This is a genomic window from Amaricoccus solimangrovi (genome assembly GCF_006385685.1).
Classification (GTDB): Bacteria; Pseudomonadota; Alphaproteobacteria; order Rhodobacterales; family Rhodobacteraceae; genus Amaricoccus; species Amaricoccus solimangrovi.
In genome coordinates this window covers 61,161-75,919 of record NZ_VFRP01000001.1, presented here as the reverse complement: position 1 = coordinate 75,919, position 14,759 = coordinate 61,161, and the positions used below count along the sequence as shown (strand labels likewise).

Sequence of the window (14,759 nt, the reverse complement as noted above, 5' to 3'; positions counted from 1 at the left end):
CATCATCTCCACCGGATATTCTCATGAGATGTAGTCCCGGGATTCGCGGGACCCGGCGCGCGGTCGGAAAAGACTCGCTCAGAAACGACTCACCCCCCGCGCGAACAGGGACGCTCCGCCAGAGTTTACCGCGCAACACTCGTCCTTCGCATTTGCGAAATGGACGCGGCTTGGCTGTAATCGTATTCGGTCGCGACGCGCGGCGACTTACCCCCATCGGAGAACGGACTTGGCTCGACGCATCGTGAATCTCGCGCTTCAGGGCGGAGGGGCGCATGGCGCCTTCACCTGGGGCGCGCTCGACCGGCTGCTGGAGGAGGAGGAGATCGACGTCGAGGGCGTCACCGCGACCTCGGCGGGCGCGATGAACGCCGCGGCGCTGAAGCACGGCTGGGTCAGGGACGGACGCGCCGGCGCGCGCGCGGCGCTCGCCGATTTCTGGCTCTCGCTGACCGGCCTCGACGGCGCCTGCGGCGAGGCGGTGATGGAATGGCTGCGCCTCGTCTCCCCCGCGCCGGCGCTCACCGCGCGGGCGATGCAGTTCAACCCCGCCGTGGTCGCGGGCACCGCGATCACCCGGGTCTTCTCGCCCTACCAGTTCAACCCCGCGAACTATCACCCGCTGCGCGAGACGGTGGAGGCGCTGCTCGACGAGGCCACGATCCGCTCCCCCGAGGGGCCGCGGCTCTTCATCAACGCGACCAATGTGCGCAGCGGCAAGCCCCGGATCTTCCAGGGCGCCGAGGTGACGACGGATGCGATCCTCGCCTCGGCCTGCCTGCCCATGCTCTATCAGGCGATCGAGATCGACGATCCGAAGACCGGCCGGCGCGAAGCCTACTGGGACGGCGGCTATGTCGGGAACCCGGCGCTCTATCCGCTCTTCTACCGCACCCGGACGCCGGACATCGTCATCATCCACATCAACCCGCTCTACCGCGACGAACTGCCGACCACGGCGCACGAGATCGAGAGCCGCGTCAACGAGATCAGCTTCAACGCCTCGCTGCTGCGCGAGCTGCGCGCGATCCATTTCGTGAACCGGATGCTCGATTCCGGGGCGCTCGCCGAGGGCGCGATGAAGCGGAACTTCGTCCATTCGGTCAGCGACGACGCGCTGATGAACCAGCTCGGCCTCGTCTCGAAGATGACGCCGAACCGCGCGCTGCTCCTGCAGCTGCGCGACGCGGGATACGCGGCGATGGCGCGTTTCCTCGAGCGCCACGGCGACGAGATCGGCCGCTGCTCCAGCGTCGACCTGCACGGCGTCGTCTCCTCCGAGGGTTCGGAGGTCTGAGCTCAGCCGAGGCGCCGGGCGAGCCGGAAGAGGCCCGCCCGGCGCAGCAGCGGGCGGAGCGCGACCGGACGGCCGGAGATCGCCTCGGTGCGCGCGCGCACCGCCTCGAGCACGCCGGGCACGGCCGCGTCGGTGGCGGCGAGTTCGGCCAGGAAGCCGTCGGGATCGCGCGGGATCACGCCGTGACGGGCGAGGATCCGGTTCGGGAAATCGGCGCGGTTCGAGGTGAGGAGCGTCTCCGCCCCGCCCGCGATCGCCGCCGCCAGCACATGCGCGTCGTCGGGATCGGGCAGCGTGATCGCCGCGACGAGATCCTCGGGCGCGGCGACCTCGGAGCCGGGCCAGTCCGCGCGCAGGAGCGCGATCTCGGCGCGGGCGACGGGCTCGGCCTCCGGCCCCAGCCGCCGGGTCGCGCGCGCCCATTCCTCGAGGATGCGCGCCGACCAGAGCGGCCTGAAGGCCCCGGCCGCCGCCACGCCGATCACGATCTCCCGCAGGATCGTCGGGAAGAGCACGTTCGCGTCGATCAGGACCCGGGGCGGGCCCGCGCTCATCCGTCGAGGCGCAGGAACAGCGCCTTCAGATAGACGCTCTCGGCGAGATGGGAATGCGCCGGGTGGTCGGGCCCCGCCCCGCCGACGCCGAGGATCTGGGCGGCGCGTCCGGCCCGGCCGACGCCGCGCAGGCTCGCCTCGCGGAACCGCGGCAGATCGGCGGCGTGGCTGCAGGAGCAGAGCACGAGGAAGCCCCCCGGTTCCACGAGGGCCGCGCCGAGCCGCGCGACCCGCTCGTAGGCGCGCAGCCCCGCCTCGAGCGCCGGCTTGCTCGGCGCGAAGGCGGGCGGATCGCAGACGACGAGGCCGAAGCGGCGCCCCTCCTCGCCGAGCGCGGCCATGGTCTCGAAGGCGTCGCCCCTGCGCGTCTCGAAGGCATGGGCCACCCCGCTCGCCTCCGCCCCGCGCGTCGCGAGGTCGAGCGCGGGCGCCGAGCCGTCGACGGCGAGCGCGCCGCGCGCGCCGCCCGCGAGCGCGGCCAGCGCGAAGCCGCCGACATGGGAGAAGACGTCGAGCACGCTCCGCCCCCGGCCGAGCCGGGCGGCGAAGGCGTGGTTGGGCCGCTGGTCGTAGAAGAGCCCGGTCTTCTGCCCGCCGAGCAGGTCGGCCAGATAGGTCGCGCCGTTCATCGGCACCGGGACCGGCGCCTCGACGCCGCCGGAGAGCACCTCGGAAGCCTCGGTGAGCCCCTCCAGCGACCGGGCGCGGCCCGAACCGTTCTTGATGACCGTCGTGACCCCGGTGACCGCCCGGAACGCCTCCACGAGCGCGGGAAGCCGCGCCTCCGCCCAGGCGGCGTTGGGCTGGATCACCGCCGCGGCGCCGAAGCGGTCGATGACGACGCCGGGCATCCCGTCGGCCTCGGCGTGGATCAGCCGGTAGAAAGGCGCGTCGTAGAGCGTCTCGCGGAGCGCGAGCGCGCGGGCGAGGCGCGCGGCGAACCAGTCCGCGTCGATCGGCGCCGCCGGATCGCGGTCGAGCATCCGCGCCGCGATCTTCGAGTCGGGGTTGAAGGCGGCGGCGCCGAGCGGCCGGCGCTCGGCGTCCTGAAGCTCCACCACCGCGCCGGCCGGTATCCCCCTGGTCCGGCGGTCCATCACCAGCTGGTCGGCATAGGCCCAGGGCGCGCCGAAGCGGAAGCTCTGGGCGTTCACGTTCGGGCGCAGCCGGACGGCGGGCCGGGGCTCGGTCTCGATCTCTGTCATGGCCGCTCTCCTACCCCCTCCGCCGCGCGCGGGGAAGTGGCTTGCGCGGGGGCGCCTACCGCGCCGCGCCGAGATGGCGGAGGTAGCGGTTCTCCAGCCGGCGGAACAGCCAGACGAGGAGGAAGGTGATCGCCATGTAGAGCAGCGCCGCGGTCAGGAACCCCTCGTAGGCGAGGTAGAATTTCGCGTTCAGCGTCCGCCCGGCGCCGAGGATGTCCCTCAGCGTGATCACGCTCGCCACCGCCGAGCCGTGCAGCATGAAGATCACCTCGTTGCCGTATTGCGGCAGCGCCCGGCGCAGCGCCGAGGGGACCAGCACGAGCCAGGTCGATTGCCGGGGCGACAGGCCCAGCGCCGCCGCGGCCTCCAGCTCGCCCTTCGGCGTCGTGGCGACCGCGCCGCGAACGATTTCCGTGGCATAGGCGCCGGAGTTGAGAGAGAAGGCGATGGCCGCGCACCACCATGGATCGCGCAGGAAGGTCCAGGCCCAGCTCGACCGGATCCAGCCGAACTGCGCGAGGCCGTAGTAGATGAGGAAGGTCTGCGCGAGCAGCGGCGTGCCGCGGAAGAGATAGACATAGGCGCCGAGGACCGGTTCCCAGAACGGCGCCCGCCGCGCGCGGGCGAGACCCGCGGGCAATGCGATCGCGAAGCCGACCGCGACCGCGATCAGGGTCAGCTGGAGCGTGATCCAGACGCCCTCCGCGAAGAGCGGCCAGTTTCGCAGGACCAGATCAACGCGCATGCGCGTAACCCCGCTCCGCCCGCCGCTCGAGGATCGCGAGGATCCGGGTCGAGCCCCAGGTGATGAGGAGATAGCCCGCGAGCACGGCGGAGAAGAAGATGAACGGCTCCCGCGTCGTCTTGCCCGCGTCGCTCGCGAATCCGACCAGATCGCGCAGCCCGATCACCGAGACGACGGCGGTGGACTTGACCAGCACCTGCCAGGTGTTGCCGTAGCCCGGCAGCGCGGCGCGGATGATCTGCGGCAGCAGCACGTGGCGAAAGAGCGGCCAGCGCCGCAGGCCCAGCGCGGAGGCCGCCTCGATCTGGGCGCGCGGCACCGCGAGGAAGGCGCCCCGGAAGGTCTCGGTCAGATAGGCGCCGTAGATGAAGCCGATCGCGATCACCCCCGCGACGAAGGGCGAGAGATCGACCGTCGGCGCGCCGAGCGCGCCCAGGATCGTGTTGAGGAACCGCTGCCCGCCGAAATAGATGAGCAGCACCAGGACGAGGTCGGGAACGCCCCGGATGATCGTCGAATAGACGAGCACCGCCCCCCGGGCGAGCGGCGCGCGGCTCGCCCGCCCGGCGGCGCCGAGCGCGCCGAGCAGCGTCGCGAGCAGGAGCGAGACGACGGCGAGCGCGACGGTGACGAGCCAGCCGCGCGCCAGCAGCGGCAGATAGGTGAGCAGATGCTCCATCGGGCGCGTCCCGGCGCGGGTTCAGGCGCCCGGCTCAGCTGCCATAGACGTCGAAATCGAAATACTTCTTCTCGATCGCCTCGTACTCGCCGTCGGCGCGGATCGCGTCGATCGCCGCCGAGAGCTTGTCGCGCAGCTCCGTATCCTCCTTGCGCACGCCGATGCCCGCGCCCTCGCCATGGTATTTCGGGATCGAATAGGAATCGCCGAAGAAGGCGTAATCCGCCCCCGCCGGGGTCTTGAGGAAGCCGAGGTCGAGCGCCACGCTGTCGGCCATCGCCGCGTCGATCCGGCCCGAGGTCAGGTCGAGCGTCATCTCGTCCTGGCTGCCGTAGAGCTGGAGCTGGGTCTCCGGGAACTCCCCTTCCATGAAGGCCTGGTGGATCGTGCCGCGCTGGACGCCCACGACCTTGCCCGCCAGCCCCTCGGGCGTGAAGGTCAGGTCGCTGTCCTTCGGCGCGACGAAGCGCGCCGGGGTCTGGTAGTATTTCTTCGTGAAGTCGATCACCTGCCTGCGTTCCTCGGTGATCGACATCGAGGCGACGATCGCGTCGCATTTCTTCTCGAGCAGCGCGGGGATGATCCCGTCCCAGTCGACCTTCACCATCTGGCAGGTCTCGCCGATCTGGCCGCAGAGCGCGTTGGCGATGTCGACGTCGAACCCCACGACCGAGCCGTCCGCCGCCATCTCCGAGAACGGCGGATAGGCGCCCTCGACGCAGATGTTGAGCGCCAGCGCGGGCGAGGCCGCCCCGATCAGTAGCCCGGCCGCGGCGAGACGGAGGATGCGGTTCATCTGCTGGCTCTCCCCTGGATGCACGCCAGCCACCCTAGGAGACGCACGCGACACGTCAAGCGGCGCGGTCACGGAACGGTTGACGCGCTCGCGCCGGGCCTCAGCCGCCGGAGATGTCGGCGGCGAAATACTTCCCCTCGATCGCGCGGTAGGCGCCGCTCCGGCGGATCGCCTCGATCGCGGCGGAGAGCCTGTCGCGCAGCGCCGCGTCCGCCTTGCGCACCCCCACGGCGGCGCCGGTGCCCTGGATCGCCGGATCGAACATCGGCGCGCCGATGAAGACGAAGCCCTTCCCCGCCGGGGTGCGCAGGAAGCCCGTGTCGAGCTGTGCCCCCTCGCCCATCACCGCGTCGACCCGGCCGGCGTAGAGATCGAGCAGCAGATGCTCCTGGTTGCCGTAGAGCCGGAGCGGCGTGCCGGGGAAGTGGCGGGCCATGTAGCTCTGGTTCACGGTGCCGAGCTGGACGCCGATCACATGGGCCCCGGGCCAGTCCGCCCCGCCCGGCGCCGCCTCGGGCCCGACGAAACGCACCGGCGAGCGGTAGTAGGGCACGGTGAAATCGATGAGCTCGCGCCGCTCCGGCGTGTCCGACATCGAGGCGACGATCGCGTCGCAGCGCCCGCCCCGGAGCGCCGGGATCATCTCGGTCCAGCGCGTCTGGACGAAGTCGCAGCTCTCGCCGATCTCCGCGCAGAGCGCCCGGGCGATGTCGATGTCGAACCCGACCGGGACGCCGTCGGCCCCGACCTCCGAGAAGGGCGGATAGCTGCCCTCGAAACAGATGCCGAGCGCCGCGGCCGGAACCGGAGCGCCGAGAGCCAGCGCCGCGAGGGCGCCGAGGAGCGTCTTCATTCTGTCCTCCCTCCGGCGCTCTTCACGGCGCCACGTCGCATGCCCGGAACGAATGGCCGGGTCGGTCCGCCCGGGCGGGTCCGGCCCCCAAATCCGGCCGGCGGGCGCAGTGTACTACGGGAAGCCGCGGCCGCGGCGGAAAATCCGCCGTCCCGGGGGCGCGGGCGACCCTCGGGCGGCCCTCGGTCAGCCCTCGGCGAAGAGGCCCGGATCGACGCTCCGCGCGGCGTTGAGAAGCCAGTCCTCGACGAAGCCCGCGACCGAGCGGAAGCACATGAGTTCGAAGGCGCCGTCCCCGGTCATCCAGAAGGCGACGGCGACCTGGCCGAGCCGCGTCCGGCGGAAGTCGCCGGGCCGGAAGGCCTGGGGCGCGAGATCGACCGGCGCCCCCTTCGCGAGCACCATCCGCGCGCCCGGCCCCGCGATCCGGAAGATCACCCGCGCGTCCGAGACGTCGACGGCGAGATGCGGCGCCGCGCCGAGCGCCGCGGCGATCCGGCCCGGAACCTCGGCCACCTCCTCCGGCGGCAGGAACAGCATCGCCTCGTCCGGCGCCATCCAGGCGAGCGCCCGCCGGCCCTGGAGCGCGATGCGCCGCTGCCCCGGCATCACGCAGCCCGTCGCGGCGAGCAGCGCGGCCTGCGCGCCCGGCCCGCCGAGGTCGGCGCGGATCGTGACCATGCCGCGCGGGGCGACGCGGGAGACGGTGAGATCAGACATTCTGGCGGCTCCCTTCCCTGTCGAGGAACACCGGGTCGCAGACCGTCGCGCGGATCACCTCGCCGCCCTCGAGCGGGAAATCGAGCACCTGCCCCATCCGCTCCGCCCCCCGCTCGATCAGCGCCATCGCGATCGAATGGCCGAGCGTGGGCGAGAAATAGCTCGAGGTGACATGGCCGATCGTGCGCGTCGGCCCGCTCGCCGCCACCGGCCCGTCGACGGCGTGCGCCCCGTCGGGCAGCACGACCGCCGGATCGCCGGTCCGGAGCCCCACCAGCGTCTCGCGGTCGGGCCGCGTCATCTCCGGCCGCGCCTGCGCCCGCTTGCCGATGAAATCCGCCTTCTTCTTCGAGACCGCCCAGGAGAGGCCGAGATCCTGGGGGATCACCGTGCCGTCGGTCTCGTCGCCGATCATGATGAAGCCCTTCTCGGCGCGCAGGATGTGCAGGCATTCCGTGCCGTAGGGCGCGATCCCGTGCGCCGCGCCCGCCGTCATCACCGCGTCCCAGAACGCCTGCCCCCGGTTCGCGGGCACCGCCACCTCGAAGGAAAGCTCGCCCGAGAAGGAGATGCGGTGCGCCCGCGCGGGCACGCCGCCGAGCGTGCCCTCGGCGAAGGTCATGAAGGGCATCGCCTCCTTCGAGAGATCCATGCCGCCGAGCGCGGAGAGCACCGCGCGCGCCTTCGGCCCGACCACGGCGATCTGCGCGTATTGCTCGGTCAGGTTCACGACATGGACGCGGAGATCCCACCATTCGGTCTGGAGCCATTCCTCCATCCAGGCCGCGACGCGGTCGGAACCGCCGGTGGTCGTGTGGCAGAGGAACGTGTCCTCGGCCATCCGGATCACCACGCCGTCGTCGAAGAGGAAGCCGTTCTCGTTACACATCAGCCCGTAGCGGCATTTGCCGATCCCGAGCGAGGACATGACGTTGGTATAGAGAAGATCGAGGAACTTCCCCGCGTCCGCCCCCTTCACGAGGATCTTGCCGAGGGTCGAGGCGTCGAGCACGCCCACGCCTTGCCGGGTGTTCAGCACCTCGCGCCGGACGGCCTCCGCCCGCGTCTCCGTCCCGTGGCGGTAGCAGAAGGGCCGCCGCCAGTCCCCCACCGGCTCCCAGTCGGCGCCGTTGGCATCGGACCAGGCGTCGATCGGCGTCCTGCGCGTGGGCTTGAAGAGCGCGCCCCGCGCCTCGCCGGCGAGCGCGCCGAAGGTGACGGGGGTGTAAGGCGGGCGGAAGGTCGTGGTGCCGACCTCCGGAATGGGTATCGACAGAGCCTGAGAAAGCGTCGCCAGTCCGTTTATGTTGCTGAGTTTTCCCTGATCCGTCGCCATGCCGAGCGTCGTGTAGCGCTTGGCATGCTCGACCGAGACATAGCCCTCCCGCGCCGCGAGCCGCACGTCGGAGACCTTCACGTCGTTCTGGAAGTCGAGGAAGGCTTTCGCGCGCAGCCCCGGCCTCGCCCGCGCCGGCATCATCCAGACCGCGCGCGGCGGATCCTCATGGGGCGAGCGCGCCGCCGGGGCGGGCGTGTCCTCGACCCGGAACCCCAGTTCCTGCGCGGCGCGCAGCCCGGCGGCGTGGGCGTCGTTCATCGCCTCCTCCGCGACCAGCGCGCCGGAGGCGCAACCCGCGGGGATCGCGAACCCCTCCCCATCGGGGCCGAGCGGCGGGCGCCCGGTGTCGGGGGCGAAATGCGCCAGCGTTTCGTTCCAGGCGAGCCTGCCGCCCGAATGCGACCAGAGATGCACGACCGGGGACCAGCCGCCCGACATCGCCACAGCGTCGCAGGCGATGCGCCCGACCACCGCCCCCTCGCCCTCCTGGTCGCAGACCGCGACGCCCCTCACCGCCTTGCCACCGCGCACCCGGGCGACGCCCCGCCCGGTCTCGATCCGGATCCCGAGCGCGCGTGCCTCCTCCGGCAGCGCCCCCCCGGCGGCGGGGCGCGCGTCGAGCACGGCCGGAACGGTCCGCCCCGCGCGGGCAAGCGCGATCGCGGTGCGGTAGCCGTCATCGTTGTTCGTCACGACAACCGTTCGATCCCCGACACTTACGCCGTAAAGTTCGAGGTAATCGCGAACGGCGGAGGCGAGCATCACCCCCGGGACGTCGTTGCCCGCGAAGGCGAGCGGGCGTTCCAGCGCCCCCGTCGCGGTGACGATCCGCCTCGCCCGGATCCGCCAGAGCCGCGCGCGCGGCCCGAAATCCGTGTCGCCCAGCATCTCCTCGGCGAGGGCGTAGCCGTGGTCATAGGCGCCCGCCACCATCGCCCGCGCCCGCCGCGTCACGTTGGGGAGCGCGTCGAGTTCGCCCAGCGCCGCCGCGATCCAGTCCGCCGCCGGCCCGCCAGCGATCTCCGGCCCGTCGACCAGCGCCCGCCCGCCCCAGACCGGCGTCTGTTCCATCAGCAGCACCCGCGCCCCGGCCCGCCCCGCCGCGAGCGCCGCCGCGAGCCCCGAGACCCCGCCCCCGGCGACGAGGACGTCGCAATGGGCATAGAGGTATTCGTAGCGGTCGGCATCGCCCTCCTCCGGCACGACGCCGAGCCCGGCGGAACGGCGGATCGCCGGCTCGAACAGCGACTTCCAGGCCGCGCGCGGATGGATGAAGGTCTTGTAGTAGAACCCCGCCGGCAGCAGCGGCGCGAAGCGCGCGTTGACGGCGCCGAGGTCGAAGCCGAGGCTCGGCCAGTGGTTCTGGCTCCGCGCCACCAGCCCCTCGCGCAGCTCCGTCACCGTCGTGCGCGCGTTCGGCTCCGACCGCGCGCCGGTCCCGAGGTTCACGAGCGCGTTCGGCTCCTCCACCCCGCTCGCCACCGGGCCGCGCGGGCGGTGGTACTTGAAGCTGCGTCCCTGCAGGAGAAGGCCGTTCGCCAGCAGCGCCGAGGCCAGCGTATCCCCGGCGAAGCCGCTCAGCCGCGCGCCGTTGAAGGTGAAGCTCACGGGCGTCGCGCGGTCGATGAGCCGGCCGCCCCCGGCGAGACGCCCGCTCACGACCAGCCCTCCCAGCCCGGACGGCGCCGCCTGATCTTCGCGATCAGCGCCTCGGGCGGCGCGGCGGTTTGCGCGGAATAGGCGCCGAAGATCTCCAGCGTCGCGGTGTCGCGCGCGACGTGGAACCACTTGCCGCAGCCATAGGCGTGCCGCCAGCGTTCGAAATGGACGCCGCGCGGGTTCTTCCGCTCGAAGAGATAGGCGGCGAAATCCGCGTCGTCCGCGCCCGCGGATTCGCGCCGCGTATGCGCCTGCCCGCCCGGGGCGAACTCGGTTTCCTCGGCTTCGACCCCGCAATAAGGACAGGTCAGCAACAGCATGAAAAACCTCCTGAATCCTGGTCCTTCGTGGCGAGAACGGCGCGTGGCGTTAACCACGCCGGGCGGCGCGGTTGCGCGGCGCTTCGTTCTCGTTTTATTCTCGTCGTAGGAAGGTCGAGGCGAAGGGAGGGGCCGCGATGGCGGGGGATGTCGAGACGGCGCGCCGCGCCGCCGAACGGGCGGAGGCCCGGCTGGCGCGGCTGACCGGGCCAGCGCGCCGGCATTGCGAGATCCGGAGCGGCCATCCGCCACGCGCGGCCCCGCCGATCGACCGGCGGCTGGCCCGCGCGCGGGAGGCGTTCCGCGCCGCCTGGGGCGCCTATGTCGCCGCGCGCGACGCCGAGGCGGAGCCGCCTGTGGCCTGAGGCCGGGAGGCGGCGGTCGGCGCGGGTGTCGGATATGGGAGAGGCGGGGGACATGGCGGGGGGCTCAATGCGCGACGGCGGCCGCGACGCTCTCGTCGATCATCCGCCCCTCGGTGAACCGGTCGAGCCCGAAGGGGCCGGCGAGGTCGCCCGGCGCCCCGCGGGCGAGCATCTCGGCGCAGGCCCAGCCGGAGCCGGGGATGGCCTTGAACCCGCCGGTGCCCCAGCCGCAGTTGACGAAGATGCCCGGCACCGGCGACGCGCCGATGATGGGCGAGCGGTCGCCGGTCATGTCGACGATCCCGCCCCATTGGCGCAGCATCCTGAGCCGGCTCAGCATCGGGAAGGTCTCGATCAGCGCGCGCAGCGTCTCCTCGACATGCTGGAAGCTGCCGCGCTGGGTGTAGTTGTTGAACCCGTCGGTGCCGCCGCCGATCACCATCTCGCCCTTGTCGGACTGGCTGATGTAGCCGTGCACCGTGTTGGCCATGATCACGCAGTCGATCGCGGGCTTCACCGGTTCGGAGACCAGCGCCTGCAGCGCGAGGCTCTCGATCGGCAGCCGGAAGCCCGCCATCTCGGCCAGCACGCCGGAGGAGCCGGCGACGACGAGGCAGAGCTTGCCGCAGGCGATCGCGCCCTTCGTGGTACGCACGCCGGTCACGCCGGCCGCGTCGCGGTCGATCCCGGTCACCGCGCAGTTCTCGATGATGTCGACGCCGAGGTCGGAGGCCGCGCGGGCATAGCCCCAGGCGACCGCGTCGTGGCGCGCGGTGCCGCCGCGCGCCTGCCAGAGGCCGCCCAGCACCGGATAGCGCGGCCCGTCGAGATTGATCGCGGGCACGATCTCCCTGATCCGCGCCGGGCTCACCATCTCGGTCTCGATCCCGGCGAGCCGGTTCGCGTGCCACGTGCGTTTCCAGGCGCGCAGCTCGTGCTCGGTCTGGGCGAGCATGAGCACGCCGCGCGGGCTGAACATCACGTTGAAGTTCAGATCCTGGCTCAGCGTCTCGTAAAGCTGGCGCGCCTTCTCGAAGATCGCGGCCGAGGGCGGCTGGAGGTAGTTCGAGCGGATGATCGTCGTGTTGCGCCCGGTATTGCCGCCGCCGAGCCAGCCCTTCTCGAGGACGGCGACGTTTCTCACGCCATGGTTCTTCGCGAGATAGTAGGCGGTGGCGAGGCCATGCCCGCCCGCGCCGACGATCACGACGTCGTAGCGCGGCTTCGGCTCGGGCGAGCGCCAGGCGCGCTCCCAGCCGGCGTGGTGACGAAGAGCCTCCCGGGCGAGGGCGAAGACGGAATAGCGGCGCATGGACCACGGGCCTCCGGATTCTGGCGGCTCCTCTCTCTTGCCCCATTCGCGCGCCCGCGCCAATGGCGCTTTTCGATCACCCCGTTTGGGGTCCGCGCGGGCGGGCCACGGCTCCGGGGGCCGCGGCGCGATCACAACCCCGCCATCGGCCGCCGTTTCACCCGCCGACCGCGACCCTTCGACGATTGCGCGCGGGACGCCGAGACCCTAGGGTCCGCGCCCGGAAAGGCACGGGTGGCATGACGGCGACATTCTTCTTCTGGCTCCTCGCGGCCGCTCTCGCGCTCGTCTGCTTCGCGGCGATCCTCGCGCCGTTGCTGCGCGGCGCGCGGTCCGGCCAGTCGCGCGCCCGCTACGATGCGAAGGTGTTCCGCGACCAGCTCCGCGAGATCGAGTCGGACCGCGCACGGGGCCTCGTCACCGAGGCCGAGGCGCGCGCCACCGGGATCGAGATCTCCCGCCGGCTGCTCGCGAGCGCCGCGGAGGACGCGGCCACGCCCGATCCCGCGCCGCGCCGCCTCTCGCGCCGCGCCGGGATCGCGCTCATCGCCCTGCTCATGCTCGCGGGCCTCGGCCTCTACGGGCGGCTGGGCGCGCCTGGCTCCGGCGACCAGCCGCTGGTCGCCCGGCTGGAGCGCGCCGCGGCGGAGCGGGCCAACCGGCCCGGCCAGGCCGAGGCCGAGGCGGAGATCGCCCGCGCGGCCGCCGCCGCCCCGGATGAAGCCCCCGATGGAGCCCCGGCCGCGCCCGGGCCGCGGCGCGACGCCGCGCCGAATGCCGGCGGTGACGACGCGAGCCTTGTCAACAAGTTGAAGGAGGTCGTTCAGAGCCGGCCTCAGGATGAACAGGGGCACCGCCTGCTCGCCCGCGCGCTCGCCGGGCTCGGCGACTGGCCGGGCGCGCGCGCGGCCCAGGGCGATCTGATCGGGATCCTCGGCGACAAGGCCGCGGCGGACGACTATGCCGAATGGGCGGAGCTCATGATCCTCGCCACCAACGGCTATGTCTCGCCCGAGGCCGAGGCCGCGCTCGGCCAGGCGCTGAACCGCGATCCCGCCAACAAGCTCGCGCGCTACTATTCCGGGCTGACGCTCCTGCAGGGCGGGCGGCCGGATCTCACCTACCGGCTCTGGACCGGGCTGATCGCCGAGGGGCCGCCCGACGCGCCCTGGATCGCCACGATCCGGGGCCAGATCGGCGAGGTGGCACGGATGGCCGGCCTGCCGCCGCCGCCCGGCGCGGCGGCGCCCGGCGCGGGACCGAGCGCCGCGGATGTCGAGGCCGCGGGCGAGATGGCGCCCGAGGAGCGCCAGTCGATGGTGCTCGGCATGGTCGACCGGCTCGCGACCCGGCTCGATGCCGAGGGCGGGCCGGTCGAGGACTGGGCGCGGCTGATCCGCGCCCAGGGCGTGCTCGGCCGGATGGACGCGGCGCAGGCGAGCTGGGACCGGGCGAAGGGAGCGTTCGCCGCCGATCCCGCCGCGCTCGCCACGCTGGCCGAGGCCGCGCGCGGCGCCGGCCTGACCGCGCGGTGAGGGTGTGACGCGGGATTGGGGGAGGACGGAACCGTCATGGTGATCGCGGAGATCGAGGATTTCGCCGCCGCGCTGCCGCCGCTGCGCGCGCTCATCGCGCTCGACCTCGGCGACAAGACGATCGGCCTCGCCGTCTCCGACACGACGCGGCGGATCGCGACGCCGCTGCGCACGCTGCGCCGGGGCAAGTTCGGCGTCGATTCCGGCGTTCTGGCGGGGATCATCGCCGAGCGGGCGATCTGCGGCGTCGTGCTCGGCCTGCCACGCAACATGGACGGATCCGAGGGCCCGCGCGCCCAGTCGACCCGCGCCTTCGCCCGCAACCTCGCCGGGGTGATCGCGGAGCCGATCACCTTCTGGGACGAGCGGCTCTCGACCGTCGCGGCCGAGCGGGCGCTTCTCGAGGCGGATACGTCGCGCGGACGGCGCGCGGAAGTGATCGACCACGTCGCCGCGGGCTTCATCCTGCAGGGGTTCCTGGACCGGCTCGGCCATCTCGGCGCCTGAGGCCGGCCCGGCCGGGGGCGGCGCCGCGCTCAGCCCATCAGCGCCTTGCGCAGCATGTTGAGCGCGACGACGATCAGGAAGCCGCCGAAGATCCGCTTCAGCGGCTTCGGATCCATCGCATGGGCGAGCGCCACCCCCCAGGGGGTCGTGATCATCGTCGTCGCGACCACGATCGCGAAGGCCGGCAGGTTCACGAGGCCGACGGTCCCGGCCGGCAGCCCCCCGAGCCCCCAGCCGCTCAGCAGGAAGCCGAGCACCGAGGGGATCGCGATCACCATCCCGAAGCCGGAGGCCGTGCCGACCGCGCGGTGGATCGGGACGTTGTAGAGCCGCATCAGCGGCACGCCGAAACTGCCGCCGCCGATCCCCATCAGCACCGAGAGGAAGCCGATCACCGTCCCGGTGATCCAGCGCCCCCAGCGGGTCGGCATGTGGTCGCCGAGCCGCCAGTCGTCCCGGCCGAAGGCGATGTAGAGGCCGATCAGCGTGCCGAGCACGCCGAAGGTCAGCATCAGCACCGTCGATTTCATCCCGCCCGCGACGACGACGCCGATCACCGCGCCGAGCGCGATGAAGGGCGCCCAGCCGCGCAGGATGTCGCGGTCGACCGCGCCCTTGGCCATGTGGCCCCGGACCGACCGCCCCGAGGTCACCGCGATCGTGGCGAGCGAGGTGGCGAGGCAGACCTGCATCAGATAGGGGCTGGCGTAGCCGAGGATGTCGAAGGTGTAGAGGAAGGCCGGCACCAGCACGATGCCGCCGCCGACGCCGAGCATTCCCGCGATGATCCCCGACAATCCGCCGATCGCGAGCAGAAGTCCGGCAAGGGTGACCAGATGCGTCGGATCGGCGTCGGGCATTGCAATCTCGCTG

15 protein-coding genes are annotated in these 14,759 nt (G+C 72.4%); 4 read left to right on the top strand and 11 right to left on the bottom strand.

Going from position 1 to position 14,759, the window contains the following annotated elements; translation table 11 throughout:
* Positions 1-229 precede the first annotated feature (229 nt).
* Positions 230-1,297: a patatin-like phospholipase family protein gene (locus tag FJM51_RS00325; protein ID WP_140452112.1), complete on the top strand. Its 1,068-nt coding sequence runs from the start codon at positions 230-232 to the stop codon at positions 1,295-1,297.
* 2 nt (positions 1,298-1,299) lie between these two features.
* Here FJM51_RS00325 and FJM51_RS00320 read toward each other — a convergent pair whose 3' ends face one another.
* The 9 genes from FJM51_RS00320 to FJM51_RS00280 all read right to left on the bottom strand — a co-directional run bounded on the left by FJM51_RS00320 (position 1,300) and on the right by FJM51_RS00280 (position 10,167).
* Entirely contained in the window at positions 1,300-1,851 is a 552-nt protein-coding gene (locus tag FJM51_RS00320) for an RSP_2648 family PIN domain-containing protein (RefSeq protein ID WP_140452111.1), read from the bottom strand.
* Complete coding sequence (locus tag FJM51_RS00315) at positions 1,848-3,056, bottom strand: RSP_2647 family RNA methyltransferase (RefSeq protein WP_140452110.1); 1,209 nt, start codon at positions 3,054-3,056, stop codon at positions 1,848-1,850. Before FJM51_RS00315 ends, FJM51_RS00320 begins: the two co-directional genes overlap by 4 nt.
* Positions 3,057-3,111: 55 nt before the next feature.
* A complete protein-coding gene (locus tag FJM51_RS00310) occupies positions 3,112-3,801 on the bottom strand; it encodes an ABC transporter permease (RefSeq protein ID WP_140452109.1) in 690 nt (229 codons plus the stop codon).
* Positions 3,791-4,480: an ABC transporter permease gene (locus FJM51_RS00305; protein WP_140452108.1), complete on the bottom strand. Its 690-nt coding sequence runs from the start codon at positions 4,478-4,480 to the stop codon at positions 3,791-3,793. Before FJM51_RS00305 ends, FJM51_RS00310 begins: the two co-directional genes overlap by 11 nt.
* A gap of 34 nt (positions 4,481-4,514) precedes the next feature.
* Positions 4,515-5,276 (bottom strand): transporter substrate-binding domain-containing protein, encoded by a 762-nt coding sequence (locus FJM51_RS00300; protein ID WP_140452107.1) that lies wholly within the window; start codon positions 5,274-5,276, stop codon positions 4,515-4,517.
* 100 nt (positions 5,277-5,376) lie between these two features.
* Positions 5,377-6,129 (bottom strand): transporter substrate-binding domain-containing protein, encoded by a 753-nt coding sequence (locus FJM51_RS00295; protein WP_140452106.1) that lies wholly within the window; start codon positions 6,127-6,129, stop codon positions 5,377-5,379.
* 186 nt (positions 6,130-6,315) lie between these two features.
* Positions 6,316-6,849 (bottom strand): sarcosine oxidase subunit gamma, encoded by a 534-nt coding sequence (locus FJM51_RS00290; RefSeq protein WP_140452105.1) that lies wholly within the window; start codon positions 6,847-6,849, stop codon positions 6,316-6,318.
* Positions 6,842-9,847, bottom strand: coding sequence for a sarcosine oxidase subunit alpha family protein (locus FJM51_RS00285; protein ID WP_140452104.1), 3,006 nt, complete (start codon positions 9,845-9,847; stop codon positions 6,842-6,844). The genes FJM51_RS00290 and FJM51_RS00285 overlap by 8 nt, the downstream gene beginning before the upstream one ends.
* The gene (locus FJM51_RS00280; protein WP_140452103.1) at positions 9,844-10,167 is read right to left on the bottom strand and encodes a sarcosine oxidase subunit delta; all 324 of its coding nucleotides are present in this window, start codon (positions 10,165-10,167) and stop codon (positions 9,844-9,846) included. The genes FJM51_RS00285 and FJM51_RS00280 overlap by 4 nt, the downstream gene beginning before the upstream one ends.
* A 137-nt stretch (positions 10,168-10,304) precedes the next feature.
* Between FJM51_RS00280 and FJM51_RS00275 the strand changes: the two genes are divergently transcribed.
* The gene (locus FJM51_RS00275; RefSeq protein ID WP_140452102.1) at positions 10,305-10,532 is read left to right on the top strand and encodes a hypothetical protein; all 228 of its coding nucleotides are present in this window, start codon (positions 10,305-10,307) and stop codon (positions 10,530-10,532) included.
* Between the two features lie 64 nt (positions 10,533-10,596).
* Here the strand turns inward: FJM51_RS00275 and FJM51_RS00270 are convergent, their stop codons facing one another.
* Positions 10,597-11,844, bottom strand: a complete 1,248-nt coding sequence (locus tag FJM51_RS00270; protein WP_140452101.1) for a sarcosine oxidase subunit beta family protein — start codon at positions 11,842-11,844, stop codon at positions 10,597-10,599.
* A gap of 239 nt (positions 11,845-12,083) precedes the next feature.
* Here FJM51_RS00270 and ccmI point away from each other — a divergent pair, with 239 nt between their 5' ends.
* Both ccmI and ruvX read left to right on the top strand, forming a co-directional pair.
* Positions 12,084-13,379, top strand: coding sequence for a c-type cytochrome biogenesis protein CcmI (gene ccmI / locus FJM51_RS00265; protein ID WP_140452100.1), 1,296 nt, complete (start codon positions 12,084-12,086; stop codon positions 13,377-13,379).
* Between the two features lie 36 nt (positions 13,380-13,415).
* Positions 13,416-13,886 carry a Holliday junction resolvase RuvX gene (ruvX, locus tag FJM51_RS00260; protein WP_140452099.1) on the top strand — a complete coding sequence of 157 codons (471 nt, stop codon included), beginning with the start codon at positions 13,416-13,418 and terminating at the stop codon, positions 13,884-13,886.
* A 29-nt stretch (positions 13,887-13,915) separates the two neighbouring features.
* Here ruvX and FJM51_RS00255 read toward each other — a convergent pair whose 3' ends face one another.
* On the bottom strand, positions 13,916-14,746 hold the full coding sequence (locus tag FJM51_RS00255) for a sulfite exporter TauE/SafE family protein (protein WP_140452098.1): 831 nt from the start codon (positions 14,744-14,746) through the stop codon (positions 13,916-13,918).
* Between the last annotated feature and the right edge of the window lie 13 nt (positions 14,747-14,759).